This window comes from Fluviicola chungangensis (assembly GCF_007558725.1).
GTDB lineage: Bacteria > Bacteroidota > Bacteroidia > Flavobacteriales_D > Crocinitomicaceae > Fluviicola > Fluviicola chungangensis.
Map to the genome: position 1 here is coordinate 17,177 of NZ_VLPL01000008.1, position 25,926 is coordinate 43,102.

27 protein-coding genes are annotated in these 25,926 nt (G+C 41.6%); 18 read left to right on the plus strand and 9 right to left on the minus strand.

Annotated elements, in window-relative coordinates; all coding sequences use genetic code 11:
- Nucleotides 1-378 precede the first annotated feature (378 nt).
- The 3 genes from FO442_RS14760 to FO442_RS14770 all read left to right on the plus strand — a co-directional run bounded on the left by FO442_RS14760 (nucleotide 379) and on the right by FO442_RS14770 (nucleotide 3,667).
- Nucleotides 379-2,373 (plus strand): tetratricopeptide repeat-containing sensor histidine kinase, encoded by a 1,995-nt coding sequence (locus FO442_RS14760; RefSeq protein WP_144333981.1) that lies wholly within the window; start codon nucleotides 379-381, stop codon nucleotides 2,371-2,373.
- Nucleotides 2,370-2,990: a response regulator gene (locus FO442_RS14765; protein ID WP_144333982.1), complete on the plus strand. Its 621-nt coding sequence runs from the start codon at nucleotides 2,370-2,372 to the stop codon at nucleotides 2,988-2,990. Before FO442_RS14760 ends, FO442_RS14765 begins: the two co-directional genes overlap by 4 nt.
- Nucleotides 2,991-3,271: 281 nt before the next feature.
- Nucleotides 3,272-3,667, plus strand: coding sequence for a hypothetical protein (locus FO442_RS14770; RefSeq protein ID WP_144333983.1), 396 nt, complete (start codon nucleotides 3,272-3,274; stop codon nucleotides 3,665-3,667).
- Nucleotides 3,668-3,758: 91 nt separating this feature from the next.
- Here FO442_RS14770 and FO442_RS14775 read toward each other — a convergent pair whose 3' ends face one another.
- Nucleotides 3,759-5,942, minus strand: a complete 2,184-nt coding sequence (locus tag FO442_RS14775; protein WP_144333984.1) for a T9SS type A sorting domain-containing protein — start codon at nucleotides 5,940-5,942, stop codon at nucleotides 3,759-3,761.
- Between the two features lie 450 nt (nucleotides 5,943-6,392).
- On the opposite strand from FO442_RS14775, the gene FO442_RS14780 reads away from it, so the two are divergent.
- The 10 genes from FO442_RS14780 to FO442_RS14825 all read left to right on the plus strand — a co-directional run bounded on the left by FO442_RS14780 (nucleotide 6,393) and on the right by FO442_RS14825 (nucleotide 13,830).
- Nucleotides 6,393-7,307: an ABC transporter ATP-binding protein gene (locus tag FO442_RS14780; protein WP_144333985.1), complete on the plus strand. Its 915-nt coding sequence runs from the start codon at nucleotides 6,393-6,395 to the stop codon at nucleotides 7,305-7,307.
- Nucleotides 7,307-8,149 carry an ABC transporter permease gene (locus tag FO442_RS14785; RefSeq protein ID WP_144333986.1) on the plus strand — a complete coding sequence of 281 codons (843 nt, stop codon included), beginning with the start codon at nucleotides 7,307-7,309 and terminating at the stop codon, nucleotides 8,147-8,149. The genes FO442_RS14780 and FO442_RS14785 overlap by 1 nt, the downstream gene beginning before the upstream one ends.
- Nucleotides 8,149-8,850, plus strand: a complete 702-nt coding sequence (locus tag FO442_RS14790) for a hypothetical protein (protein ID WP_144333987.1) — start codon at nucleotides 8,149-8,151, stop codon at nucleotides 8,848-8,850. The genes FO442_RS14785 and FO442_RS14790 overlap by 1 nt, the downstream gene beginning before the upstream one ends.
- Nucleotides 8,851-8,922: 72 nt before the next feature.
- Nucleotides 8,923-9,666, plus strand: a complete 744-nt coding sequence (locus FO442_RS14795) for a 3D domain-containing protein (protein WP_222102004.1) — start codon at nucleotides 8,923-8,925, stop codon at nucleotides 9,664-9,666.
- A 131-nt stretch (nucleotides 9,667-9,797) separates the two neighbouring features.
- On the plus strand, nucleotides 9,798-10,469 hold the full coding sequence (locus tag FO442_RS14800) for a hemerythrin domain-containing protein (RefSeq protein ID WP_144333988.1): 672 nt from the start codon (nucleotides 9,798-9,800) through the stop codon (nucleotides 10,467-10,469).
- Nucleotides 10,470-10,623: 154 nt separating this feature from the next.
- Entirely contained in the window at nucleotides 10,624-11,472 is an 849-nt protein-coding gene (locus FO442_RS14805) for a thioredoxin family protein (RefSeq protein ID WP_144333989.1), read from the plus strand.
- A 115-nt stretch (nucleotides 11,473-11,587) separates the two neighbouring features.
- Nucleotides 11,588-12,022: a hypothetical protein gene (locus tag FO442_RS18910; protein WP_246073863.1), complete on the plus strand. Its 435-nt coding sequence runs from the start codon at nucleotides 11,588-11,590 to the stop codon at nucleotides 12,020-12,022.
- 224 nt (nucleotides 12,023-12,246) lie between these two features.
- Nucleotides 12,247-12,684 (plus strand): sll1863 family stress response protein, encoded by a 438-nt coding sequence (locus tag FO442_RS14815; protein WP_144333990.1) that lies wholly within the window; start codon nucleotides 12,247-12,249, stop codon nucleotides 12,682-12,684.
- 162 nt (nucleotides 12,685-12,846) lie between these two features.
- Nucleotides 12,847-12,999 (plus strand): lmo0937 family membrane protein, encoded by a 153-nt coding sequence (locus FO442_RS14820; RefSeq protein WP_144333991.1) that lies wholly within the window; start codon nucleotides 12,847-12,849, stop codon nucleotides 12,997-12,999.
- Between the two features lie 273 nt (nucleotides 13,000-13,272).
- A complete protein-coding gene (locus FO442_RS14825; protein ID WP_144333992.1) occupies nucleotides 13,273-13,830 on the plus strand; it encodes a helix-turn-helix domain-containing protein in 558 nt (185 codons plus the stop codon).
- 140 nt (nucleotides 13,831-13,970) lie between these two features.
- On the opposite strand, the gene FO442_RS14830 is transcribed toward FO442_RS14825, so the two are convergent.
- The 8 genes from FO442_RS14830 to rplS all read right to left on the minus strand — a co-directional run bounded on the left by FO442_RS14830 (nucleotide 13,971) and on the right by rplS (nucleotide 19,305).
- Nucleotides 13,971-14,267: a hypothetical protein gene (locus FO442_RS14830; protein ID WP_144333993.1), complete on the minus strand. Its 297-nt coding sequence runs from the start codon at nucleotides 14,265-14,267 to the stop codon at nucleotides 13,971-13,973.
- Between the two features lie 108 nt (nucleotides 14,268-14,375).
- A complete protein-coding gene (locus tag FO442_RS14835; RefSeq protein ID WP_144333994.1) occupies nucleotides 14,376-15,740 on the minus strand; it encodes an aldehyde dehydrogenase in 1,365 nt (454 codons plus the stop codon).
- Nucleotides 15,741-15,789: 49 nt separating this feature from the next.
- A complete protein-coding gene (locus FO442_RS14840; RefSeq protein ID WP_144333995.1) occupies nucleotides 15,790-16,791 on the minus strand; it encodes a D-glucuronyl C5-epimerase family protein in 1,002 nt (333 codons plus the stop codon).
- Between the two features lie 110 nt (nucleotides 16,792-16,901).
- Nucleotides 16,902-17,384 (minus strand): MlaD family protein, encoded by a 483-nt coding sequence (locus FO442_RS14845; RefSeq protein WP_144333996.1) that lies wholly within the window; start codon nucleotides 17,382-17,384, stop codon nucleotides 16,902-16,904.
- Nucleotides 17,381-17,587 (minus strand): hypothetical protein, encoded by a 207-nt coding sequence (locus FO442_RS14850; RefSeq protein ID WP_144333997.1) that lies wholly within the window; start codon nucleotides 17,585-17,587, stop codon nucleotides 17,381-17,383. The genes FO442_RS14845 and FO442_RS14850 overlap by 4 nt, the downstream gene beginning before the upstream one ends.
- Nucleotides 17,588-17,594: 7 nt before the next feature.
- Nucleotides 17,595-17,807 carry a Kazal-type serine protease inhibitor family protein gene (locus FO442_RS14855; RefSeq protein ID WP_144333998.1) on the minus strand — a complete coding sequence of 71 codons (213 nt, stop codon included), beginning with the start codon at nucleotides 17,805-17,807 and terminating at the stop codon, nucleotides 17,595-17,597.
- A gap of 11 nt (nucleotides 17,808-17,818) precedes the next feature.
- Nucleotides 17,819-18,721, minus strand: coding sequence for a M28 family peptidase (locus FO442_RS14860; RefSeq protein ID WP_144333999.1), 903 nt, complete (start codon nucleotides 18,719-18,721; stop codon nucleotides 17,819-17,821).
- Nucleotides 18,722-18,948: 227 nt separating this feature from the next.
- Complete coding sequence (gene rplS / locus FO442_RS14865; protein WP_144334000.1) at nucleotides 18,949-19,305, minus strand: 50S ribosomal protein L19; 357 nt, start codon at nucleotides 19,303-19,305, stop codon at nucleotides 18,949-18,951.
- 174 nt (nucleotides 19,306-19,479) lie between these two features.
- Here rplS and FO442_RS14870 point away from each other — a divergent pair, with 174 nt between their 5' ends.
- The 5 genes from FO442_RS14870 to FO442_RS14890 all read left to right on the plus strand — a co-directional run bounded on the left by FO442_RS14870 (nucleotide 19,480) and on the right by FO442_RS14890 (nucleotide 25,926).
- Nucleotides 19,480-19,926, plus strand: coding sequence for an ATP-dependent zinc protease family protein (locus tag FO442_RS14870; RefSeq protein ID WP_144334001.1), 447 nt, complete (start codon nucleotides 19,480-19,482; stop codon nucleotides 19,924-19,926).
- Nucleotides 19,927-19,973: 47 nt separating this feature from the next.
- Nucleotides 19,974-20,852: a 30S ribosomal protein S6--L-glutamate ligase gene (gene rimK / locus FO442_RS14875; protein WP_144334002.1), complete on the plus strand. Its 879-nt coding sequence runs from the start codon at nucleotides 19,974-19,976 to the stop codon at nucleotides 20,850-20,852.
- A 2-nt stretch (nucleotides 20,853-20,854) separates the two neighbouring features.
- Nucleotides 20,855-21,832, plus strand: coding sequence for a succinylglutamate desuccinylase/aspartoacylase family protein (locus FO442_RS14880; RefSeq protein WP_144334003.1), 978 nt, complete (start codon nucleotides 20,855-20,857; stop codon nucleotides 21,830-21,832).
- A complete protein-coding gene (locus FO442_RS14885) occupies nucleotides 21,832-22,308 on the plus strand; it encodes an RNA methyltransferase (RefSeq protein ID WP_144334004.1) in 477 nt (158 codons plus the stop codon). The genes FO442_RS14880 and FO442_RS14885 overlap by 1 nt, the downstream gene beginning before the upstream one ends.
- Before the next feature lie 195 nt (nucleotides 22,309-22,503).
- A complete protein-coding gene (locus FO442_RS14890) occupies nucleotides 22,504-25,926 on the plus strand; it encodes a PKD domain-containing protein (RefSeq protein ID WP_144334005.1) in 3,423 nt (1,140 codons plus the stop codon).

Consider the following 25,926-nt stretch of genomic DNA (forward strand, 5'->3'; position numbering starts at 1 on the left):
AGCGACCTCTGCTTTTTTTTAAAGCCCTGACTGCCCACTGCGTAAGAGTGTAAAAGAGGATGATACTTCTTTTACCGAAAGAAAACGGAATTCCTTATTGGTGAATTCCGTTTTTTCTTTCCGTTAAACCGGGAGTTTTATGCATGAAAAACCTCCGTCTTTTTCCGGGCGGAGGTTTTCTCTTACGCAATAAGCAGTAGTTGTCGGGTGTTATTGGTTTGTATCTCAATGATGTCGGTACGTGCTTTTCTGCATAACAGATTTAGCAAAAGTCAGTCATTTACTTGATTTATGACCTAAGGGGAAACCCTGTTTTTTTGGTGTGAAAAACGATGAATCCATTTCAAACAGGTATTTTTAAAGCGAAATTCGCTGTTGATGAATAAACGATTGATAAAACTGTGGTGCATCGCTTCATTGTTGCTGCTTTTCATGAGTGCTTGTGACAAACCCGATACTGCAATCATTTACCGTCAGGAAGTTAGAACAAACCTGGATGATACCTGTATCTGGCTTTCCAGGCGATCCCATTTCCACGATCCGGATTTTTATCCTGTTTTCAATGCTTATTACGAAAAGCAAATCAAGCTTAAAGATTTTGAAAAGGCGGCAATTGCGCTTGCGGAGCTAACCGAACAGGAAATGTATTATTCCCTTTTTAATCCGAATACGATTAACCAGGTCCGGCTGTTTAAAAAACGATTTGAAAAGAACCTTCCCTGGCATCAGACTCTTTTCGTAGAATCTTACCTGGGGAATTACGAAGTTATCCAGAATAATTACCGCAAAGCAATCCCTTATTTCCGGGAGCTGGTTAGGTATACTCCTTTTGATTACAACACCTGCGTGGAAGTTGGTCACGGTTACGGAGATCTGGCTTTTTGTTACTTTGCCATGGGAGATCATGAAAAAGCGCTTCAATACGATTTAAGAGCCCTTTCGTGGTTCAATAAAACCGATAATGAAACCGCTAAAGGCGGGATTTATGATAATCTGGCCATGGTTCACATGTATACCAAAGATTACAAAACTTCAGAAAGCTATTTTAAAAAAGCAATGACATCCTTCAGGCTGGTGAAAGATACCAGCAATATGTTCACGTCCTTGCACAATAAAATTATTTTGTACCAGGAAATGGATAATCCCGCTCAATATGAATTAATTGATTCCGCCTATCATTTTTTCAAAAAAAGCAAGTTCACCGATGAATCAATCGAACTTTCTTTATCCACGTTTTATATTCATATGCTCCTTTACGAGAACCGGATTGCAGAAGCAGGTGCCATTTTGGGTGAGCTAAAACCCCTGGTGAAAAAGTTGAACTCAGCAGCCTCCGATGCCGAATATATTGTTGCTTTGGCAGAATATGAAATTAAATCCGGAAAAGGGATCAAAGACATCGGGTTGATCGAAAAGGCATTGGAAACGGTGGAAGAGCAGGAGGATTATCAGAATCAAGCGGGATTTGCCCTGGTATTGAAGGACAATGCGGTATTAATGAAGGACTATCAAAAGGCCTATCTCTATTCTGAGAAGTTAAAACTGGCAGAAAACAGGATCAGTGATCAAAAAATGATTAACAAGACAATGGAGTGGAATAAACTTCATGAAACAAAGCGGAAAGAAGCCCAGATTGCGATCCAAAAAGAAACCATTTCCAACGGAAAAGTAACCATTGCACTGCTATTTTCTCTGGTTATGGGCTTGCTCCTGGTTTTGTTTATCGTGTTCTCCAAACAAAAACAGAAAAAAATCAAAACGGAAAATAAACGTGTTCAACAGTATACCAAGCAGTTACTCGATAAAACAGAAGAAGAACGCAGGCGTATCGCAAGTGATTTACACGACAGTGTGAGCCACGAATTATTGAACCTCAAGCACGCAATCGGGGCCAATATCAACCAATCCGGAGAAAAGATCGATTCCATTATTAAAGACATCCGGATTATCAGCAGGAACCTGCATCCGGTCATGTTTGAGAAAGTGGGTTTGTCGGCTAGCATCAATCAACTCCTTGATCGTGCACAATCGGTGAATCAGCTGATGGTTACTTCCGATATCGTTTACTGTGGAGGTTTATCGGTATCGGATGAATTGCAAGTCTACCGGATTATCCAGGAAGCACTCTCCAATATCATCAAATATGCGGAAGCGGTGGCGGCAAAAATCATTATTCGTGAAAGCAAGGATGAGTTGATGGTACAGATCAAAGACAACGGAAAAGGATTCCATGTGGGTGAAACACTCTCCAAGAAAGATGCATTCGGTTTGCATAACATTATTGAAAGAAGTAAGGCTATTGGAGGCTCTGCCCGAATCCATTCCGACAGAAACGGAACTATTATTACTATTGATTTAAAGAAAACAACATGACAATCGTAATTGCTGATGATCATCCATTCACCCTCCAGGGAACACAAAGTTTCGTGGAATCTTACGGATACCAGGTCATTGCCGCCTGTGCGAACGGGGTCTCCGCATTGAACATGATTCAGCTCCGCATACCGGATATTGCCATTTTGGATATCAATATGCCTGCGCTGGACGGACTGGATGTTGCTAAGAAGGTACAGGAATTGAAACTCAAGACCAAAATCATCCTTTTGACTATGCACAACGAAATGACTATTTACAACAAATCGAAAGAGTATGGCGTTTATGGCTACATTTTGAAGGAACATGCACAGGTTGAATTGAAAAATTGTTTGTCAGAGGTCGCAAAAGGAAATCAATACGTCAGTGATTCCTTGCTCAATGACCTGGTAAGTGTTCGGGAAACCGGGACCGGCGAGTTGGATAAACTCACTTTTTCCGAACGAAAGATTATCGAGCTCATCGCAAAGCAAAAAACAAGTAAGCAAATTGCTGAAATGCTTTTCCTGTCTGAAAAGACCATTGAAGGACATCGTTCGAACATCATTGAAAAATTAGGCCTGCCCAAGGAAAAGAATATTTTACTAAAATGGGCCATGAAAAACGGCCTGGAATAAGAGGTGATTTTCAAAATGAAAAATGGGTGTTTCATTTTGACACTTTTTTCTAACGACGGTCGTTTTGGAAGAATAATGGAATAACGGTTGGGTTTCCCGGTAGGGTACAAACGGTAAATTCCGTATCTCTCGTAAATACAAGGACTTCGCTGCTAAATCAGTATGTTCCGGAATACCTTTGTTCCCGATTTTTTTCTTGAAAATGAAAATTCTTTTGGCATGGTATAGTTGTTGACTAGTGAAAAATACCAAACTGAAACAGTTCATTAAATTCAAGGAGTATGGGACGTTTTATTTCAATCAGTTTAGTCGCAATCATCATCAGTAACACAGTTGTTTTTGCTCAAAAGCATGAACCTGTTCCGATGAGAATGTTGCTCCAGGAAACCGTATTGTTTGCTATTCCGTTCAGTTCTGAGGAAATGGTAAGAACGGATGTAGATCAGCTTTCTGCGGTAACAATAAATATATATAACAATGTGAACTCCAATTACCTGACCTTGGAGGTGCTGGGAGCATCGAAAGTAATGACCTTCCAGCTGTTGAATGCTGAGGGGCAGGAAATGTATGCGGGAGAAATACTGGGTACACAGTTGGTAGAAACTCAATCGTGGCCAGCAGGAACCTATTATTTGTTGTGCGGAACGAAACGCGAAACAATAGACCTGATCAAATGATTTAAACAAAATTGGAATTGACCCGATAATTTGATACACAAAAGGCCGGTTTGAATTTTCAAACCGGCCTTTTATTATTTTCAGTAGTTCGTTATTGAATACTGATGGCACGTTGCAAGGTCTCTGTTTCAGAAACCAAACGAACGAAGTAAATTCCCGGCTGAACGTTTAGATTCAGATCAACCGTTGTTTCACCCTGTTTCACCACCCTGTTTTCAATGTGTTTTCCCTGTGTATCTACAATACTCATCTGAGCTTCGGAGGCGAATGCGTTAAAGGAAACCTGGAATGTACCGTTATTGGGAACCGGATAAGCCTGCATGGAAGCCTCGCCCAATAATTCAGTTATTCCATTGGTACACGCTGTGATCGTTACATTCACACTATCCGTAAGCGTACAATTTGCCTCATCCACAACAGATAACACTACTTCGCCGGAAGTTTGAACTGCATAGGAATTAAAGTTGTTGTTTACTCCATTCCAGGTATAGGAATTGTAACCGAAACCTCCGGGAATAATATACAATCCATCTTCGGAACAAACAGTTGTATCGGCTCCTAAATCAATTGAATTGAATGTAAACGTGATCTTAGTCGGACAACCATAGTTCGCTGCTGTTGCTGCCAATCTGGAAGCAGTATCCGAAATCTGGAAGTAAAACAAACTTTCATTATTACCACCAAAAGTCGTCGTGCTTCCTTCATAATGTCCGTAAAAACGATGATTTATGGGGTGAGCAATAAAACTGGCCATGTCTGAAAAATCAGAAATTGATAAGATAGTTATCGTTGTGTCAACAGAGAAATTGTAATCGACAAGCGAATCATTGCTGTCTCTGAAGTATCCGTGACGGTTCGTACCGTCGAATCCGCTCATACCCCAATCAGCCCAATTTTCAGAACCTTGAACTTCCAAATCATGTTGTCCCATTGGCGTAACCAATCCGTTTAAAATAGAAATGTGGTAAAAATCATAATTTCCGTTAGCTGTTCCAACGATTAATTCATTGTACCCTGCAAGGATAAGAGCCTGATCAGCGGTACCAATTGTAATAGGTTGAGACAATAGGATGATTTCATTCCCGTAGCTTAGATCCTCGTTCAGTGAGCGCAGCGCATTCATTGTAAAATAATCGAAATTATCACTGTCTGGTACAAAAGGAGACGTAGTACTATAAAGTGTATAGAGTTTCAATTGTGCCAGGTCTGTAAAGATTCCGTCGCGTATCGGAAGATCAATTCCATTTTGAAGATCCAGGTCAAATCGCCCGGTGGCATCATCACCTACGATGTAAACATAGTTTGCTGTTACTGCAATTCCTCCGCGGTCATCACCGGTAATCGGGTCATGATCAATGATCTGATGATTCGTTGTATCAAGGGAATTTATTTGATAATAGAACGGACTGGATACAACAGCGGAAAATATTTCGGTTGGTGAAGAAGTAATCGGATTTAAAGTGACATTGGTCCCGCTTCCGATCAAGCTACTGAGACTTTCATTGCTTGCGTATACGGTAGCAATATTTCCGGTGTTCAATACAGGAACCGTGTTTTCACATACTGTAAAGGACTGGTCTATTGGGTTTTCAATGATCATGAACGTAGTGGAATCTTCCGTGTAACATCCGGTTGCTTCAGTGAATCGGTACGTAACTGTGTGTATTCCTGAAGGCAAAGCCGACACGTCCAATACATTACCGCTAATGCCGTTTCCGTAAAAAGATCCTCCTGCCGGTATTCCAGCCAGGTTGAACGGACCTTCCGACTGACAAAAAAGGCTGTCAGTAGTAAAAGCGAAATAAGCCTGTTGAGTCGGTACACCTGTTGTACAGTAATTGTATTGAAGTTTAGCGCGTAATCTATTCGCATTACAATAAGGATAAACATTTCCCTGTTTTACAAATTTAAAGATCACACTTGTTCCATAAGTATTAATATCTGCGAGAGGGATAGTGACTGTCGTAGTAAAATTACCACAGGTATTAAAATCGGCTCTCGTGAAATTACCCACCAAAACTGATCCCGGTCCATAAATGTTGTACGAACTTCCTGGTTGAAAATAGCCATTTCCGTCAATAGTTAAGATTGCGTCTTCGTAAGCCCCGTTGGAAAGGGAATTGAAGGTGTAATACATCGTATCGTTTGAATTATCGATGTAGTTGTAGTTATCGTTTGATGGAGTGGTCCCATACGCGGAATAGCTTTGAGAGTAACCAGTGAATGTGATCAGCATACCGGCAAGCATGCTGAAAATCAAGTAATTTTTTTTCATATATAGATTTTTGGTAAAGCTAGGTGCTTTTACAGGGGAATATGTCCGAAGGTCAAGGAATCAGGGGGTAACCCCTGGGGGCAGGAAAGCCATAAATCAGGTACATAAACGTAGTAAGCCTTGTTCTTTTGATGAAGGTGTCTGACTACCAGTTGATTGGTTTTGCAGTTGAACCCAATGGATCCTTCCTTAATAGGGGATCAGGGTTTCCCCTAGGTTTTGGAATTGCATTCGTTCAGGAACGAAAATGAAGCATAAATAGCATTCAGCAGGTGGGAAAAGTTCTGTTTTCTGTTCATTTCACTGATTCAAAAAATTGAACGAATCTTATGACCGACGAAATCCCACCGTTCGCCGATTTTTTAAAATTTAAAGCAAACCGATAGGTGATAATTCGTAATTTTAAGTGTCTTTTTGAATGAAGAGACGGCTAATCTGTTTTAAGGTTTTATGGAACAACAAACCATTATCAAGGTACGGGATTTGTCCAAAAAATTCGGTTCTTTCGAAGCAGTCAAAGATGTTTCTTTTACAGTTCATAAAGGAGATGTTTTCGGTTTTTTGGGACCGAACGGAGCAGGGAAAAGTACTACCATCCGATGTCTGTTATCACTCATTAGTCCGGATAACGGGACCATTGAATTGTTTGGCAAATCGTTGCATAAGAACCGTTCGGAGATCCTGGCAAATATCGGGAGCATTATTGAGAAACCCGATTTTTATAAATACCTGTCGGCTCAAAAGAACCTGGAAATTTTTGCACGCATCTCGGGCGCAAATGTATCTAAGAAGGAGATCCTGAAAATGCTCGATTTTGTTGGGTTGGGAAACCGGGCAAAACACAAGGTGAAGGGGTTTTCTCACGGAATGAAACAGCGTTTGGGAATCGCACAGACTTTATTGCATCAACCGGAACTGATCATCCTTGATGAACCGACTACGGGTTTGGACCCGCAGGGAATTATTGAAATCCGCAACTTGATCCTGCGCCTGAAGAATGAACAGAACAAAACGATTTTGTTGTCTTCGCATCAATTATCGGAAATTGAACTGATAGCAAATCGCATGGTAATTATCAACCAGGGGAAATCCATCGTGGAAGGTTCCGTGGAAGAGTTGCTGAACAGTGAGGAAACCATTGTCCGTGTTGAAATAGATGGAATCGAGCCAGCAATGGACCTGATCCGGTCGAAATTTAATCCGAAAGAACTGACTCAAACCTCTTCAAAAGAGGCGGAAGTACTCCTTTCAAAAAGCCGGGTACCTGATTTGACCAAAGAATTGGTATTGGCCGGTTTTACAATTCATGCAATTGAACCCAAACGCAAGCTGGAAGATTATTTCATTAAAACCATTCAATCCTGATGCTTTTCAAAAACACAACCAACGAGTTCATTAAGATCGTGTCGAAGCCGCGAAGCTATCTAGGTCTGGGCGCTTTAACCTTATTGATCGGTTTAATCATCTTTGCCATGAAAGCAGATGGCGAATCCATGGTTTCTTTTGTAACGGCTACTTTTGAACAAACCCTTTCGTTCAATGGAAAACTGGTAAACGGTAACCTGATAGCCTTCATAATTTTGCAAATGCTGGTGGTTCATATTCCCTTGCTGATTGCATTGGTAACCGGAGATTTGATTTCGGGAGAGGCAGCAATGGGAACGATCCGCATGTTGGCGAGTAAACCGATCTCCAGAACACAGATCGTTCTTTCAAAGTTTATCGCCGGGGCAATTTATACACTGGTTATCACGCTTTGGCTGGGAATCTTGTCTTTGGTGGTTTCTCATCTCGTATTCGGGGCTGGGGACTTGATGGTTTTAAACAGTGATGGATTGGTCATCCTGCCTGAAGCAGATATTTTGTGGCGCTTCGGATTGGCTTTCTGTGTGGCTTATTTGTCCCTGTTAACCGTAGCAACACTTTCTATCTGTTTGTCTGCATTTGCAGAGAATTCAATCGGACCGATCGTTGCTACCATGGCGATTATCATCGTTTTCACCATCATCGGAAGTTTGGATGTAACTGTTTTTGATACGATCAAACCTTATTTATTTACCACACACATGGCTTCCTGGCGCAGTTTCTTTGAAGATCCCGTACCATTTGATGACATCCTGAATTCAATTGTTATCCTGCTGGCACATATCGTTCTGTTAGTCGGAATTACCTTGTTTAAGTTTAATCGAAAAGATATCACATCGTAATGAAAAAAGGAATATTAACCGGTCTCTTGTTACTGACATTCAGTGCATTCGGACAAGACGCAGAAAAGGTCATCGAAAAGATCAATACCAAGTTGGCAACCGTAAAGGATTATACCGTAAATGCGCACATTGACGCAGATATTCCGATGATTAAGATCATGCCTTCCAATGCAAAGATTTATTTCAAGCAAAAGGACCAGGTGAAAATCGAGTCTAAAGGAATTACCATTCTACCCAAGCAGGGGTTTACGGAATTGAACAACTTTTTGTCGGATAAATCCAAATACACAGCTGTTTTCGGAGATTCGCTCAAGATCCGTGATATAGATACGCGGCTGATCAATATCATTCCGAATTCGAGTTCCGGAGAAATTGTATTGGCGAAGATTTGGGTCGATCAAAAGAATTCGGTCATTATACGTTCCCAGGTAACCACTCAGACCAATGGAACCGTTAAAACGGATTACAAATACGGATCGCAATTGAGTTATGGCTTACCCAGTGAATTGAAGTTTGAAATTGATGTGAAGAAATTCAAGATGCCTAAAAGTGTAGCGGCTGATATCAATAAAACGTCAACGGATAAGAAAAATACCAAAACCAAGCAACGCACCAAAGGAAATATCACGATTACCTTAACTGATTACAAGGTCAACAGTGGCTTGAGCGACAGTATCTTCAAAGACAAGAAGAAGAAATAAGCTTTGCTTGTTTATTCGGCACTGATTGGTAACCAATGAAGATAATTCCTGTTCTTATAAAAAAAACGAAGGGTGTATTTAAAATTGACAATAGCCGGAATTTTAATCGTAATGGGTTCGTTCACCCGGGCGCAGATCGCATCCGACAGCTTCCTTTTTCCGGAGCCGTTAAATAAGGGAAAAGACTTATCACTTTGGGCAACCCGGTATTACATTCATGAGTTCCAATCTTCGGGAAATATCCCGATCGTTTATGCAAATGCAGGACCATCCGGTTTGTATGCGGATACCTGTGATTTTTGTACTGCTTCCCTGGAAGGAACTGCTTACGTTAGAGATTCTTCGGGAACTGTTCATGTGATCAATTTTGCACGAACAGGGGAGGAGACAGGAGTAGATTGCAGGAAATGCAAGAAATATACTTCCAGTAAATTAAACGTGGAAAGCTGGGGAAAGACACTTTGGACTAAATCGGAAGGCTTTGGAGATGGTGTGCGGAATTACCGGTTGGTACCTTTTCGGACAGTTGCAGTAGATCCGGCGATGATTCCTTATGGAACGGTGATTTATATTCCGGCTGCAAGAGGCAAATTGGTCAGTTTGCCAAATGGCAAACAGGAAATTCACGATGGTTATTTCTTTGCCGGAGATACCGGAGGAGCAATCAAAAAAAATCACATTGATGTCTTTACGGGGATTTATTCCGGAAATCCTTTTCCTGCCGTTATCCAATCCAATGAAAACAAGCTTTTTGAAGCCGTCATTGTGACGGATGCGGATATTGTCAATGCATTGAGATCCCTGCACGAGAAATAAGTTCCGGATTTTGACCGCTTCATTCTGAAAATTTAACAATCCTGAATCGCTTTACCACATTTAAGGTATTGAGGGAGCAAGTTCCTATGTGTACATTTGTTTTGTAGTGATTATTACCATTCACAATCAATATGAAAGAAGAACAAAAAGTGAAATTGGAAGCAGGTTTGACAGACCGTTTGTTGGAAGAACGGCTGAATAACATGCCCGTTTCCGGTTCTTCCGATTATGCATTGAATCAGCTAATAGACCTGGCGAAAGAAGGTTTTACGGAATTTCCGAAAGCATTGATCCAGGAGGTAGTAATCCAGGATTTGTTACAGGCGCTTAAAAAATCACACGGAAATTACCTGAACATCAAGTTGCCGGAAATAGAACAATCCATTTATAATTTATACAGTAAACAAACGCATTCGGACAACGTACTTCTGATGCTGTGTGGATTCTTTATTTCTTACCAAAAGAAACTGGTGGCGCATATCCAGTATGAAGAAGTCTTTCTGTTCCCATACATTGAGTCTTTACTGGAATACCAGAAATCAGGAACCCCGATAGACAGGGAACGCTTCGGCAAGTTCACGCTGAAGCAATTTTTCGAAAACCATTCCAACCTGGAAGAAGACCTGAATGAAGTCCGAAATAAAATCACCGCGAATATTGATGGATTGAAAGCACCTTTGGCTTTTCGTATTTTCATGACACAATTGGAGCATTTTGAAAAAGATTTGGCGATTCATGCTGTTCTGGAAGACGATGTGCTTTTGCCGCGTTTGGTGGAGCTGGAAGTTCATTTGTTGGGATGAAAAATTCAAATTCCAATAGTCATTGGAATCGACAGGTCAAAAAAGCCCAACAGGTATCTGGTTTATCCATCGAATAATTTTTAAAGCGGTTCATTTTCTAATTTGTTTGGCCTGATATTTGTCTTTTCGTAACTTCAACAAAAATATCATCAAAATGAAACTGACATTCCTTGCCTTGATAGCGTTAGTAAGTACTTGCTCATTTGGTCAGATTACCTTTGAACACGGAACGCTGGAAGAAGCCTTAAAAAAGGCAAAACAAGCCAAAAAGCCATTGTTTGTAGACGTATATGCAACCTGGTGCGGACCATGTAAACAAATGGCGGCAACGTCTTTCATTGATCCGGAAGTAACGGCTTATTACAACGACCATTTTATTTCCTTAAAATTGGATGGGGAAAAGAACGACGGGCCGGGTGTGATGCAAAAATATGGGATCACTGCTTATCCTACGCTGTTGTATTTTAATGCAAACGGTGATTTGGTAGGAAAAGTGGTTGGAGGTCAGCAGGCCAAGCAATTGCTTGCAAAAGGAAAAGAGATTGTTAATCCGGAAGGGAATCCGGTTTTCCAGGCAAATAAAACGTACCAAAAATCTAAGAAGAAGCGGGAAGATCTGAAAGCTTACGTTAAAGTCTTGGCAGATAATGAGCACGATTCATTGAGTAAATATGCCGCAGAATATTATCAGAAATACCCGGATTTGAATTTAAAAGATCCGGTTGAATTCGAGGTGTTCAAAAGTGCTGTACACGATTACAAATCACCTTTAACGAAAGAATTTCTCAACAACGAAGAGAATGTAAAAGATAAAGATGCTTATTTGGGTAAAATCAACGATTTTTTCATGACCACTTACCAGGAAGCTAAACTGGCAAACAACTTTGAAATTATGGAGAAAATGGTCAACGAGCTCTATCCGTATATTCAAAAATGTGATGTTCCCGATCTCCCTTCTCAGTCCGAATACCTGGAATATGCAAAAAGTCAATTTGGGAAGTAACCTCCTGATAGTGAGAAATATGTAATTATCCGGGATCATTTTGTAATGACATACAGCTGGTGATAAAAGATCTTTGCAAAAAGAGCAAAGGTTTTATCATTAAAATAGTAGAGTTATGTCAGCAGAAGAAAGAAATCAGGACCAAAAAACAAACCAGGGGAATCAGTGGCAGAATCAGGGTGAAAACCAGGACCGGGATCAGGGAAACCAATGGCAGGATAAAGAAAATCAGGGACAGAATCCGCAGGCCGGAACAGAAAAAACCGGAGCCAATATGCATGCCAACCAGGATTCACACCTGAATTCGGGTACAGGAAAGAATACAGCGCCCTTTCAAATTACCGGCAATTGGGGGAAACAATCCAGTCAATTAAAAGAACAATACAGTCAATTGACAGATTCCGATTTGAATTTCCAACCAGGACAGGAAAACCAATTACTGGATAAACTCGGCACGAAACTGAACAAGTCACGCGATGAGGTTATCAATATCCTCAATCAGTCCGGTGAATCTGATGAATCAAATCAACCTGACCGGTTCAATTTATAGTTTTTTAGGTGTGAAAACTATCAGCTACTATTATACGACTAATAGTAACTGTTAGGTTCTATCTAGAGAAAGGCGTCAATCGTATGATTGGCGCTTTTTTTTTTGACGGGCACTAGGTTCTGTAAAATATGCAACAATTGGGGCTAAAGGTGTAATGCTTTCAAATGCGTTGAATTGCATATTTGTAAGAAGTGAAAACACATTCACAGTTAATCTGGATAGACATGAAGAAAATAATAATCCGCCTGGGACTGTCTCTTTTAGTTGTCATTCTGGCAAGTTGCACCGAAACACAATCGGAAAAAGTCGATAAGGCAGCAGACGGGGTACAGGATGCGAAAGAAGATTTGAATCAGGCTCAGAAAGAGTACGAAGAAGAAGTTGCGGAGTATCGTCGGTCGGTACAGGCAGATATCGATAATAACAAACTTGAGATCGAGCGCTTAAGGTCCGAACGGGTCAACGCACGGGCAGATGTCATTCGGGAAAGGAACGAACGGATCGATGCGCTTAAAAAACGCAACGATGAAATGGAAGCCCGGATGAAAGAAATGAAAAACACGACCAGGGAAAACTGGCAGGAATTTAAAAGAGAGTTCAACAACGACATGGACGAACTGGGCAGAGCTTTTAAAGACCTGGGAAAAGACAATGTAAAGTAATACAAATAAACAGTTGATAAATTAGAATTGGTTTTGAGAAGGAGTTCTCCCAGGAGGCTCCTTTTTTATCAAACGAAAACCGGGTCAATTGTTAAACTAACATACAGGTTCCTTTCGGCAGCGCAGATCGGAATAAATATTCACCATTTAATACAATGAGTCATGAGAGCAGTTTTGAGCACCATAGCAATCCTTGTAGTCATCGGTTGGGCCATCGGGTACTTTGGTTACCATACAGGAGGTTTGTTTCATTTAATATTAGTCATAGCACTAATAGCATTGGTATTGCAGTTAATTCCGGGTAGGAGAGATTAAATAGCAAGTTGATTATCAGGGAAGGACCATTCGGCAATATATCTTGTCGAATGGTCTTTTTTTTGTTTAAACGGCAAGTAATTGAAATGTGAAATAATTATAAAACATAACCAAGAGTTTTGCAGTGAGATTAATTCGTTTTATCTTAGAATTATAACACACACGTTACGAAGTATATAGCAGACTACATTTCTAAGGAATTATACCAAAATTTTACTGATACCTGAATAACTAAATAGACCGAATTAGTTTTTAATTTAAAAATTAAGCAGTATGAAGTTATTTATTAAATACATGGTGAGTCTTCGTTGTAAGATGGTTGTGAGGGAGGAACTGGCAAATCTGGGGCTGCGGCCTTATAAAGTAGATTTGGGAGTAGTAGAGGTGAAAGATCATGTATCGGATGAGCTTCGTGAAAAGATCCGGGTCAATTTATCCAAATGCGGATTGGAGCTGCTGGAAGATCGTACAAGTATCCTGATAGAACAAATTAAAGGAGTAGTCATTGAAATGATCCACTATTCGGATGAGGCACCAAAAGTAAACTACTCGGATTACATCAGCAAGAAATTGAATTACGATTATACCTATCTCTCAAATGTTTTCTCGAAGGTGAAGGGAATTACGATTCAGCAGTTCATAATTATGAATAAGATTGAACGCGTAAAAGAACTCCTGATGTACGACGAAATGAATCTCACGGAGATTTCATATAAACTGAATTACAGCAGTGTGGCACATTTGTCCAACCAGTTCAAAAAAATCACGGGACTTTCCCCGTCATTCTTTAAACAAACCAGACATGAAAGAAGCAGTTTGGAAACATTCTGATCCGAACTTGCAGAATTACAACCCTATCCAAAAAACTACTTTAACCACTGACACACCCTACCGGGACTTTCTCCAAACTTCGTTTGTGCTATGGGAAAGTCCTGAAATCACCTCCAATCTACTGCATCTTGAATTTTAAATCATTGATCGTCTTCATCCAGATTGGAATGATTGTCACCACCTAAGCTGTAATAATTATTCTCCTCATCTTCACTTCCGATGTCCTCCTGGTCATCATCTAATTCGGAACCCGGTACGTCCAGGTTTTTGTCGATGGAAGGCTTGTTGATGGATTTCTTCCTGGTGATATCTTCCGGATCCAGGTCTTCTTCTTCCTTATCCGTACGATAAATGTCTTCACTTGCAGGATAAATCGGATACCCCGGGAATTCTTCCTTGGACTTTTTCTCCGCTTTTGTTGATTTTTTCGCACTCATAATCCATTGTTTTAAGGTCCGTATCCAGAAAGGTAACTTATTTTTGGGAAAATATGTTACAGGAATCCGGAAGTTCTTTTATAACATTTACAGGTTAACTGTTCGGATTTAGCTGATTCCCATGAATCGCCTGATCCATTGCAGTTTTTTTTCCGAATAAGGAGAATACTTGAGTTTGGTTTCAAACCAGGTCGCTTTTTCCAGGATGCTTTTGTAGTGCGAAAATGTCCGGAATCCGGCTTCTCCGTGGTAAGAACCTACTCCGCTTTGTCCCACACCGCCAAAAGGCAAGCGACTGTTGGAGATATGCATAATCGCTTCGTTGACTGCTCCACCTCCGAATGAAAGTTCGCTGAGCAGTTTGTTCTTGACTGCGGAATCCCCTGTGAAAATGTAACAGGATAAAGGCTTTTCACGTTTTTTGATTTCTGAAATGATTTCGTCCAATGACTCGTATGTAATTATGGGAAGGATGGGACCGAAGATTTCTTCTTGCATGACGGCATCGTCAAAGGTTACGTCTTGCATCAAAATGGGGTGAATGATCCGTTTCTCTTCCATAATCTCACCACCGAAATAAACCTTGTTTTGATCAATGAGGCTTTTGAGGCGCTCCACATTTTTGTCATTGATAATCCGGACGTAATTCCCGTTTTCGATCGAGTAAGAAGCTTGTTCGATTTCCTTTTTTGCCAGCTGCAGGAATTCATCCTTCATAGAAAGGGGCAGCAATACATAATCCGGTGCAATACACGTCTGACCGGCATTCAGGAATTTGGCCCAGATCAGGCGTTTGATTCCTATTGAAAGCTTGGCATTTTCTGTAAAGATAGCCGGACTTTTTCCGCCTAGTTCCAGTGTAACTGGAGTGAGGTGTTTCGCCGCGGCCTGGTATACAATTCGTCCTACATTCGTACTTCCGGTAAAGAAGATCTTGTCAAAGCGTTGGGCCAGAAGTGCTGTTGTTTGATCGATTCCACCTTCTACCACGTGGAAAAATCCGGGATCAAACGAATTATTGATGAGTTCAGCCAATAGTTTGCTGGTATTGGACGGTAATTCACTAGGTTTCAGGATGACTGTGTTTCCGGCGGCAATGGCTGCTACCGAAGGAGCAAGAGACAATTGGTACGGATAATTCCAGGCACCGATGACCAATGAAACACCCAATGGTTCGGGAATAATATAGCTTTTAGCCGGGAAATTGATCCAATTGGTACGTACGCGTTTCCGTTTTGCCCACTGTTTCAACTTGCTGCACGCTTCATCGATATCCAGGAAAACCAATCCGAACTCATTGGTGAAAGTCTCGAAAGGAGATTTGCCAAAGTCGGCATAAATGGCTTCGTTCAAACGGTTTTGGTTCGATAACAACAGGGTTTTCAACCGCTGTAATTGCTTTATGCGAAAGCTCAGGTCTTTTGTTTGATTGGAATTGAAAAATACGCGCTGTTTTTCCGAGAGTTCTTTCATGACTTTAATTTAACTGAAAATCAATAAAGTTCAAGTTATTTCTGCCGAATCATTTCGGAAGTCCCCGGGTATCTGCCTCAAATATTTTTCCTTGTCTGTAAAAGAAAGGATCTTTTGTGATCTTGTATAGTTGATATAACTGTCCGACCACAATGCGGTGGTAATCCATGATTTTCATCTGATCTACCTGGCAGTAATAACTTGCTTCGTTTTTGTTCCGGTATTTATAAAGGTTATTTTTGACCGTCGTCAGAGTTGCCTGCAGGATTCTTCTGGCTTGCGGGTTTTCAGTGATCCGGTAATAATCGTAAACTCCATATATTCCGAAAATCATCCCGTTTAATGTGAAACAGGGCTTTTCCGAGGGATATTCTTCGATCCACAAATACTTGTTTTGATCAGAACATACAACCCATGGAGTGTATTTTTTACCTTTCAAAAGAGTAAGCGACCGAAAAATTTCATGGCAGAAGGTCAAATACTGCTTTCGTCGGGTGATCTCGTACAAACGTGAAAATACGGAAAGAACTTGTCCTTGTGCCATCCCCGAATACCACGGTGCTTCATGGTAGTGAAAGTGATTTGGATGATTTTGGTAGTTGATCGAATAAGGAAAGAACCGTGCGTTGTACTTACAAGTCGATAAGGAAATCAATTTGGCGGCAATGATTTCTATCTGCTTTAAAACAGTACGATCTTTTGTTGTTTGGAAAACATCAATTAATCGAAGAGTATATTGTGAAATGTATACAGGATGATATATGGATTTGTTGTTCATAGTAAGAAGCGGAATCGAGTCTTTATCATACTGTTCGTTTCTGCTGTACGCTGTTTGATGAGTGACGTACGGCAGGTCCGAAGCACTTAGATGATGAATCTGAAAGGAATCAATGCGATAATCGGTTTGATTGCAGGGATCGTTATTCCGCATCGAAATGGTTTTTACCCAATAGTCGATTTCTTGCCTGAAACTGTAAGCCACAATTCCAATGATTCCGATTAGCAGTAATAATTTGATTTTCTTAGGTGTTTTTTTAATTCGTCGCGACATATGATTTATGGGGTTGATGGAAAATGTGAGAAGAATGATCAGGTGAAAAGAAGGATTCCGAAAATAAAATACAGGTTTACAGGCTATATCATACGAATAGATGATTTATTCTATTTCGTTTTCTCGTTCACCTCGTGGATTTCATGCTTGATATCGCGCAGTTCATCCAATACCGAATCTTGTGTCTGAGCAGGTTTCCGGAAGCTTTCGTCCATTAAATCGTTGAATTCTTTGCCCCAATCGATTTCCTTAACGGCTTTTCCGGTAATCTTGTCTTTACTGCTTAAATAGGTTTTCGATTTTCCGGGAATCACATAGATCGCGTGACTGAAAATTCCGTCTTTCCCTATAATGAATTTGGAATCGCGTGGCAAGCGGTTGATCTCTTCCAGGTGGATGTGTACAGCCATTTGGTATTCATCACTGAATTCGATTTTGGTTACCTTCCCGATTTCCCGCTTTTTGAGAATCACATCATCACCTTCATCCAGTCCGTTGGTCTCTTCAAACAAAATTACCAGGTCACGTTTAGGATCGTTACTGCAGGAGAAAAGAATCAGTGTGAAAAAAAAGAAGAAAAACAGGTATTTCATTTCATCGGTATTTGACTGTAAAGATAACCGATTTGTGGTTTATTTCGTGTTCCTACAAGCTGCACAAATGAAACTTGTGGTGTCCCGTATGGTTTTCCGAATTGTTCACATTCCGGACTGTACTGAGAAATGGGATGATGCAGGATGGCTTTGGGGACCGTTCTGACACCGGTTAGGTAATTTAAAATGTAAAAGCGTTTCAATTTTCAATTAATTGGGGCATTCCCCCTTTACATATTTCGTAATTCCATGGCATTCAGCGGAACAGGCGTTGGAATATGTTTTGTTATTACATCCGCAAACAGGATCGTATTCCATCGTGCAAATACAATCTTCTTTGATGTTTTCCTTACAATCTTGCTTATTGCAACTTTTGGCAGATACACCGACTGCCAGGACCGAAACGAACACTAGTATTTTCATAATCCGTGAATTTAAGCTAAGATACTGAAAAATATGCCGTCAATAACGAGTGCCATTTTGGAAATGTTCAGGGTGCCCATTTCGTCCGTTTTTTGATGATAATTTTTATTCCTGTAAAAAGCTGTATCCGTTACCATGCAAGCACTGAAACCCATTTTCCAATAGTTTAAATGATCGGAAAAATCAATTCCCGTGAGTGATTTCGGTCCGTTGAATTTCTTTACCGGCAACCTGGCAAAACGGTCCATCCGTTTGGTGAATTGACGGGCACCTTTTCCTTTACTGTATTTATTGACAACGGTGATGTAATTTGCGCGGGAACCATAGAACAGCTTCAAAAATCCAATCGGGTACTCTTGTGTGTGTTTGGCTTCATTGAAATAACCGATCATTTCCAGGCAGATCATCCCGATGACATCCGCATGTGAATCCCGCAGTGATTTGGCATGAATGTAGCTTCCCATATAATCCGTTCGGAAAAAAGGTGGCTCTTCCAGGGTATAAGCAACCAGTTCGATACATTTGTCCGGGGACTTTCCTCTTAAAAGTCTTGCCAGTTCCAGTAAGCCGATAATTCCCGAGGCATTGTCATCTGCTCCTTCCTGGTTTCCGCATACATCGTAATGCGCTCCGATCACCAGCTTTTTGGAAATTCCGGGGTTAAAGCGGGCAATGACATTTCCATAAGCGATTCCATCCACAGCATACGTTTGGTAGAAAACAGTATCCGCATATTGCCTGAAGTAGCTATAAATGAATGCGGCAGTCTCGTTGAGCTGATCGATATGCTGATAATTGCGCGGTTCGGGTGTTTTGGTGAGTTCAATCAACAATTCTTTGATGCGAAGGGTGTCCGACTGACCGTAAGTGATTTTACCAATGAGGCAAAGGACGAAAAAAAAGCTAATCTTCATGGGGTTATTGATTGGAGTAAGCTGTACAATCGGAAATGTAAAAAGTTTAAAGATTTGAGCAGTATAAATAACCTGAAGTTAGGGTTTCATTGAGCGAGCGGTCAGATCTGGCAACTGTTTTTCATTCCGTGACGTAATATTGCGTTTTACGTCAAAATTTTTGCAGCATAAAAAATCCCGACTTCGCAAAGCGAAGTCGGGATCGTATATGGAGAATAATCTTCGACTTAGTGAGAGAAGCTTCTTTTTTCTTTGATACGCGCTGCTTTACCAGTAAGACCGCGGAAGTAGAAGATACGTGCACGACGTACAGCTCCACGCTTGTTTACTGTAATGGTATCGATGAAAGGAGATGAAATAGGGAAGATACGTTCTACTCCTATGTTTCCTGACATTTTGCGAACAGTAAACGTTTCAGTTGTACCTTGTCCGCGACGTTGTAAAACAACACCCTGGAATTGCTGAATACGCTCTTTGTTTCCTTCTTTAATTTTGTAAGATACAGTTACTGTATCTCCAGCTCCGAATGCTGGGAATTCTTTCAATTCTACTAGTTCTTTTTGAAGCTCTCTGATAAAATCCATGACTCTAATTTTCTTTCACTATCCCGTAATTGGGGCTGCAATATTAGGAATAATTTTTCAATTTGTTATTTATTCCCTGAACTTTTTTTTATTTGAAGCCATTTTTCTCATCTCAATTGCTTTTTTTCTAATTTCGATTACCGAATAACAAACTTCTTTACAAAGATAGGGAATATGGAGGTAGTGAATAAGAAAATAATCGGGCGTAAGGATTTGGTTTCCTTTCCGGAATTTGAGTTGACGAATGTACCGGTGAAAATTGACTCGGGGGCTTACTCCAGTTCCATGCATTGTCAATCCATTGAAATAATTGAATTCGGTGACAAAGAACAGCTTCGCGTAGTTTTCCTGGATTCGGGAATATCCGGGTATACGGGGAAAGAAGTGATTTTTGATGAGTTTAAAACCAAGATCGTGAAGAGTTCCAACGGAGTTGCCCAGGAACGGTTTTTTGTTAAAGGAACGGTACGCTTGTTCGGGGAAACGTATGAAACTGTATTTTCGCTAACGGAAAGAACCGGCTTAAGAAATCCCATTTTATTAGGTCGCAGGTTGTTGAATAAACGTTTTTTGATCGATACGTCCAAAACAAATTGTTCTTACAAATACGAGAATAAGTAACTAAATTAGTTGATCGAAGGAAAGGGATGAGCCTTTCAATAAAAAGAATGAAAATAGCCATTTTATCACGCAATCCGCAATTGTATTCTACAAGACGCCTGGTTGAAGCAGCAGAAAAGCACGGACACGAAGCGCATGTAATAGATCATTTGCGCTGCAATATCGAAATCGAACAAAAAGGACCGTCCCTGTTTTACGGATCGGAATACCTGGAGGGGTTTGATGCCGTAATTCCTCGTGTGGGAGCATCGGTTACGTTTTATGGTACAGCCGTTGTTCGGCAGTTTGAAATGATGAATGTGTTTTCGGTAAACAGCTCTCGGGGGATCGTTCATTCACGCGATAAACTGCGGTGTCTGCAGGTGCTTTCAAAGGAAGGTATCGGACTGCCGAAAACGGTATTCACAAATTATTCGCGCAATGTGGAACACGTGGTGGAATCTGCAGGTGGTGCTCCTGTCGTATTGAAATTGTTGGAAGGAACTCAAGGACTCGGTGTTGTTTTGGCAGAGAACCAAAATGCCGCTCAATCTGTTTTGGAAGCTTTCAACGGATTAAAAGCCCGTGTAATTGTCCAGGAATTCATTAAAGAAGCCGGTGGTGCGGATATTCGAGCGTTTGTGGTTGATGGCGAAGTGGTGGGAGCGATGAAGCGTCAGGGAAAAGAAGGGGAATTCCGGTCGAATCTGCATCGTGGAGGAACGGCAATGATCCTGGAATTGACCGAAGAGGAAAAAATGACGGCGATCAAAGCTGCAGATGCTGTCGGTTTGGGCGTTGCGGGAGTGGATTTACTTCAGTCTTCCCGCGGACCTCTGGTGTTGGAGGTGAATTCCTCTCCGGGACTGGAAGGAATAGAACGTGCTACCGGTGTTGATATAGCCGGAAAGATCATCGCTTTTATTGAGAAGAATGTAAAAAGATAAAAATGGCCCGAAAGTTCTGCATACTTGGAAAAGAAATTCTGCCTGGTCAGAGTGTTGAATTGAGCATGGATGTAGCGAAGTTGCATACCCATACACCGGTTCAGGTCCCGGTTTTTGTTGAAAGATCTCTCAAGGATGGTCCGATCCTGCTATTGATGGCCGGAATGCACGGTGACGAGATCAACGGGATGGAAATTATCCGCAGGGTGATTCGCAAAAAATGGAATAAACCCATTGCAGGAACAATCGTTTGTTTACCGGTCTTTAATATTTTCGGGTATTTGAACCTGAAACGGGAGTTGCCCGACGGAAGAGATCTCAACAGGAGCTTCCCCGGATCGAAGAACGGCTCGTTGGCAAGTCAGTTTGCTTATCAGTTTATGAGCCAGATCGCTCCGAATGTAGATATCGTGATAGACTTTCATACCGGGTCTGCCCAGCGCTCCAATATTGCCCAGATCCGGTGTCTTCTGTCTGATCCGGTGAGTATGGAATTGGCGGAGGTTTTCAGTCCTCCGTTTATTGTGCATTCAGGATATATCTCGAAGTCGGTTCGTGAGGCCCTGAATAAAATGGGGAAGAAAATCCTCCTTTTTGAAGGTGGAAAAACAAATTCCATTGATGAAACCATTGTGGAGGAAGGATTGATGGGAATTCAGCGTATTCTGAACCACTTCCACATGAAGAGTTTCAAATTGGAACCGGTAGAGAACGATCCGATTATCATTAAATCTTCCAAATGGCTGCGTGCTCCCTTGTCAGGTGTGTTCCATTCCGAGGTGAAAAATGGCCAATACGTAGAAAAAGGTGATTTACTGGGATTTGTGAGTGATCCGTATGGCTCTTCCGAACGCAAGATCAAATCCAATTCGAATGGCTACATCATTTGTACCAACGAAGCACCCTTGGTCAATAAAGGGGACGCGATTTTTCACATTGGAAGCGCCTTGAATACAGATAAAATCAAAGAAACAGAATAATGAGAACGTCCAATATTCAGGGGTACTGTGCGATAGGAGTATTCAATGCAAAAACCGATCACAATATCGGTACCTTGTGGAGATCAGCCTATATTTTGGGAGCTTCTTACATTTTTACTGTCGGGAAACGTTACAAGAAACAAACGTCGGACGTAACACGGACTTGGGCACGAATCCCTTATTTTCACTACGATTCATTAGAAGATCTGTGCGAAAATATTCCGTATGATTGCCACCTGATTGCCATTGAATTGACCGACGATGCCGAATTCCTTCATGATTTTGAACATCCGAAACGCGCAATTTACCTGCTTGGTTCGGAAGATCAGGGACTTCCTGAGTCTGTTCTGTCCAAATGCCGGAAAGTCATTAAGCTTCCGGGGAATTCTTCTCTGAATGTAGCTGTAACAGGAAGCATTGTGTTGCACGATCGCGCTGCCAAACTCAAACCGGAACTTCCTCCAAATCATCGATGAGTCTTAGTTTTAACTAGTTAAATAGTTGGTTTATTTCGACGATTTTAAAAAGGTGTTAAATTCGTAACTAACTGATTTTTATTTTTAAACTCAGGATTTGGTTGTGTGAATGGCTTGTTTCGCTTTCTTAATTTTAGTTAAAAATAATGCTGTATCAACTATCTTTGCGTGCTCAAAACTGAGATAGTCCTAAATATGTTCAGATTTATACAACTTTTCCTGCTTGCGTTTTTACTTACTGCTGCTGTAAATGCTAATGCACAGAGAGATACCGTTTTTTGGTTCGCAGCTCCCGATGTTTCTGCCGGAGTTGGAGATACACCCGTTAAACTTCGTTTTCAAACCTACGATCAGCCTGCAACGATCACGGTGACGCAGCCGGCCAATGGTGCTTTCGTGCCCCTGACACTGACCATGCCTGCTTTTTCAAGTGACAGCTTGGACTTGAGTACTGTTGTGGCTCAAATAGAAAGTCCTGCGGGAAATGTGGTTTCGAATAACGGAATTAAGATCAGCGCTACAGCTTTCATCAATTCAGTTTACGAAGTCATTGCTCCGAATAACAAAGAAAGCTTCAGTTTAAAGGGAGGAAAGGCATTAGGAACAAATTTTTATACGCCGTTCCAGAAATTTTGGGACAATTCGGTGACGGCTCCGGCAACGTATTCGGGGATCGAGATCGTAGCTTCCATGAACAATACCACCGTACTGATCACTCCGAGAACAGCGATTACCGGTCATTTGGCCAATGCAACATTTTCGGTTGTGCTAAATGCGGGACAAACATACAGTGCCAGGGATGTGAATGTTTCTGCGGTAACCAGCCTTGCAGGATCCATTGTCTCTGCAAATAATCCCATTGCGGTTACTCTATTCGACGGGCAGTTGGCCCAGTCTTCCTGCGGGGATATGATCGGTGATCAGTTGATCCCGACTCCTTCGATCGGAACGGACTATTCCATTTACAAAGGAACTTCAACTACCGACCGGATTTATGTCCTGGCAACACAGAATGCTTCATCGATTGAGTTTACCGGTGCAAGTACAACTACCACGCTGATTAATTCTTCTGAAACGCTGGAGATCCCGATGACTGATGAGATTCTTTACATCAAAGCAAGTAAACCGGTGTATGTTTACCATGTTTCCGGATTCGGCTGCGAATTGAGTGCGGCTGTTGTTCCCAGTTTAAATTGCAAAGGGAATAACAATGCCGCGTTTTCCCGGTCAAGCTCTGATTCACTCGGGGTAGTCCTGGTGACGCGAAGTGGATTTGAAGGAAATTTTTTGCTGAACGGAAACTCCGGTTTTATTACTGCCGGGATGTTCCAAACGGTTCCTGGAACAAGCGGACAATATAAAACGGCCCGTGTTTTCTTTAATACAACCGATATTCCGGTAAACAGCCACAATATGGTCGAGAACCTGTCAGATATTTTCACCATGGCAACAATCAGTGGGGGAGGAACAAATACAGGTGCTTCGTATGCTTATAATACGGATTTTTACGCTACGGCATTTTCAGAGGCCGGACCCGATGATACGGTTTGTGCCAATGTGAATTATACCTTAAATGGAAATGTGGGAGGCGGAGCTGTAACAGGAGCTTGGTCAAGTAACGGATACGGATCTTTCCAAAACGGATTGAATTCGGTTCCGAATACCTATATCCCAAGTCCCCTGGACACTTTAATCAGCCCGATCAGGATCATCCTGTCCACTACCGGGTTCTGTCCTGTTTCAAGGGATACCATGTATCTTGAAATCACACCGGCACCACTGGTAAACGCCAATACCGATCAATCCATTTGTAAAAATAATGCCTTGGTTCAGTTGAATGGAATCATCGGAGGTGGAGCTGTCACCGGAATTTGGACATCGAATGGTTCGGGAGCCTTTTTACCGAATGCGACAACTTTAAACGCCGAATATGTTCCATCTGCGGCAGATCTTACCGCCGGAGGAGTTCAGTTCGTGTTAACGTCTACCAATGCTGTTTCCTGTGCCATGGTTTCGGATACCATGGAGGTGAATTTTACAGATGCGGCAACGGTTGATGCGGGTGCCGATACCCTGGTTGTTTGCGCCAATAACGCAAACATAACACTATCCGGAACAGTTAGCGGTCCAACGACTACCGGGAAATGGTTGACAAGCGGAACGGGAATTTTTTCACCGAATAACAGTTCGCTCAATTGTACCTATGTTCCGAGCGTTGCAGATACGACGGCTGGTTTCGTCTGGTTGTACCTGGAATCTACTTCAAACGGAAACTGTAACCCGGTCCAGGATAGTATCTACGTGTCTATCAACAATGCTCCGAAAGTGGATGCTGGCCCGAATCAATTGAAGTGTTCCAATGCCGCACAGGTTCAGTTGAATGGAAGTATCATCGGCGGCCCGTTCGGTGGTGTCTGGAGTGGCGGAACCGGAACCTTTACTCCGTCAAATTCAACCTTGAATGCAGTTTATGTTCCGTCCGCAACAGAAATAGCAAACGGTAGTGTGGTGTTGACTCTGACATCGACCAATAACGGAACATGTACGGCAGTTACTGACGGAATCCAGATTAACTTTGCTGCACCGCCATTTGCAAACTTCAGTGCGACCAATGTGTGTGAAGGACTTGCCAATGTATTCACGGATTTTTCACTTCCCGGTTCAGGGACCCTGACAAACTGGTCCTGGAAATTTCTTGCCGGTCAAACCTCTTCCGGCCAGAATCCCACATATAACTTTGGAACTGCCGGTTCTTACCCGGTTGAGCTGATCGTAACAAACTCGAACGGATGTAAAGATACAGTGTCTGTTTCAGTTTCTGTTTTTGATAAACCGGTCGCAGGTTTCAATTCTGCCAATTCGTGTCCGAATAATCAGGTAACAGTTGCGTTTACGGATGCTTCTGCAAGCTCCGAAACCATTAATTACTGGTTTTACGATTTCGGTGGGCAGGGATCTGCTGCGATGGCAGACGTAAATCAACAGTTTGCAAGTGGAGGAACATATACGATTACTCACATTGTTTCTACAGTAAACGGATGTTCCGATACGATCATTCAACCGATTACAATCGATCCGTTGCCGGATGCAGGATTCTACTATAATTCAAACGGGGGAATGAATATCGGAGCGGTATTCAATTTTATCGACACCTCCGAGTATGCAGTAAGCTATTCATGGACTTTCGGTGACGGCGTTGCTTCCACACAAATGAATCCGAGCCATACCTATTATGGAAACGGAAACTATTACATTATTCTTGAGGTAGCCAATGCATTAGGATGCATTGACAGTGCAATCCGGTTTATCGCTATTAATACAGTTACTACTGAAATCAACACCTTGATTCCGACGATTATTTCTCCGAATGGGGACAGCTCGAATGATGTTTGGAAACTGGAGTTTTTACAGTTGGCCTATCCGAATGCTCACATCGAGATCTACAATGAATGGGGACAAACCGTTTTCACTTCGGATGGTTACGAGACTCCATGGGATGGGACCTATAAAGGTGAACCGGTGCCGGACGGAAATTACATGTATGTGATCCAGTTGAATGCAAATGCAGATCCGGATATTTACAAAGGAGTGTTAATGGTGTTACGAAAACGAGATTAA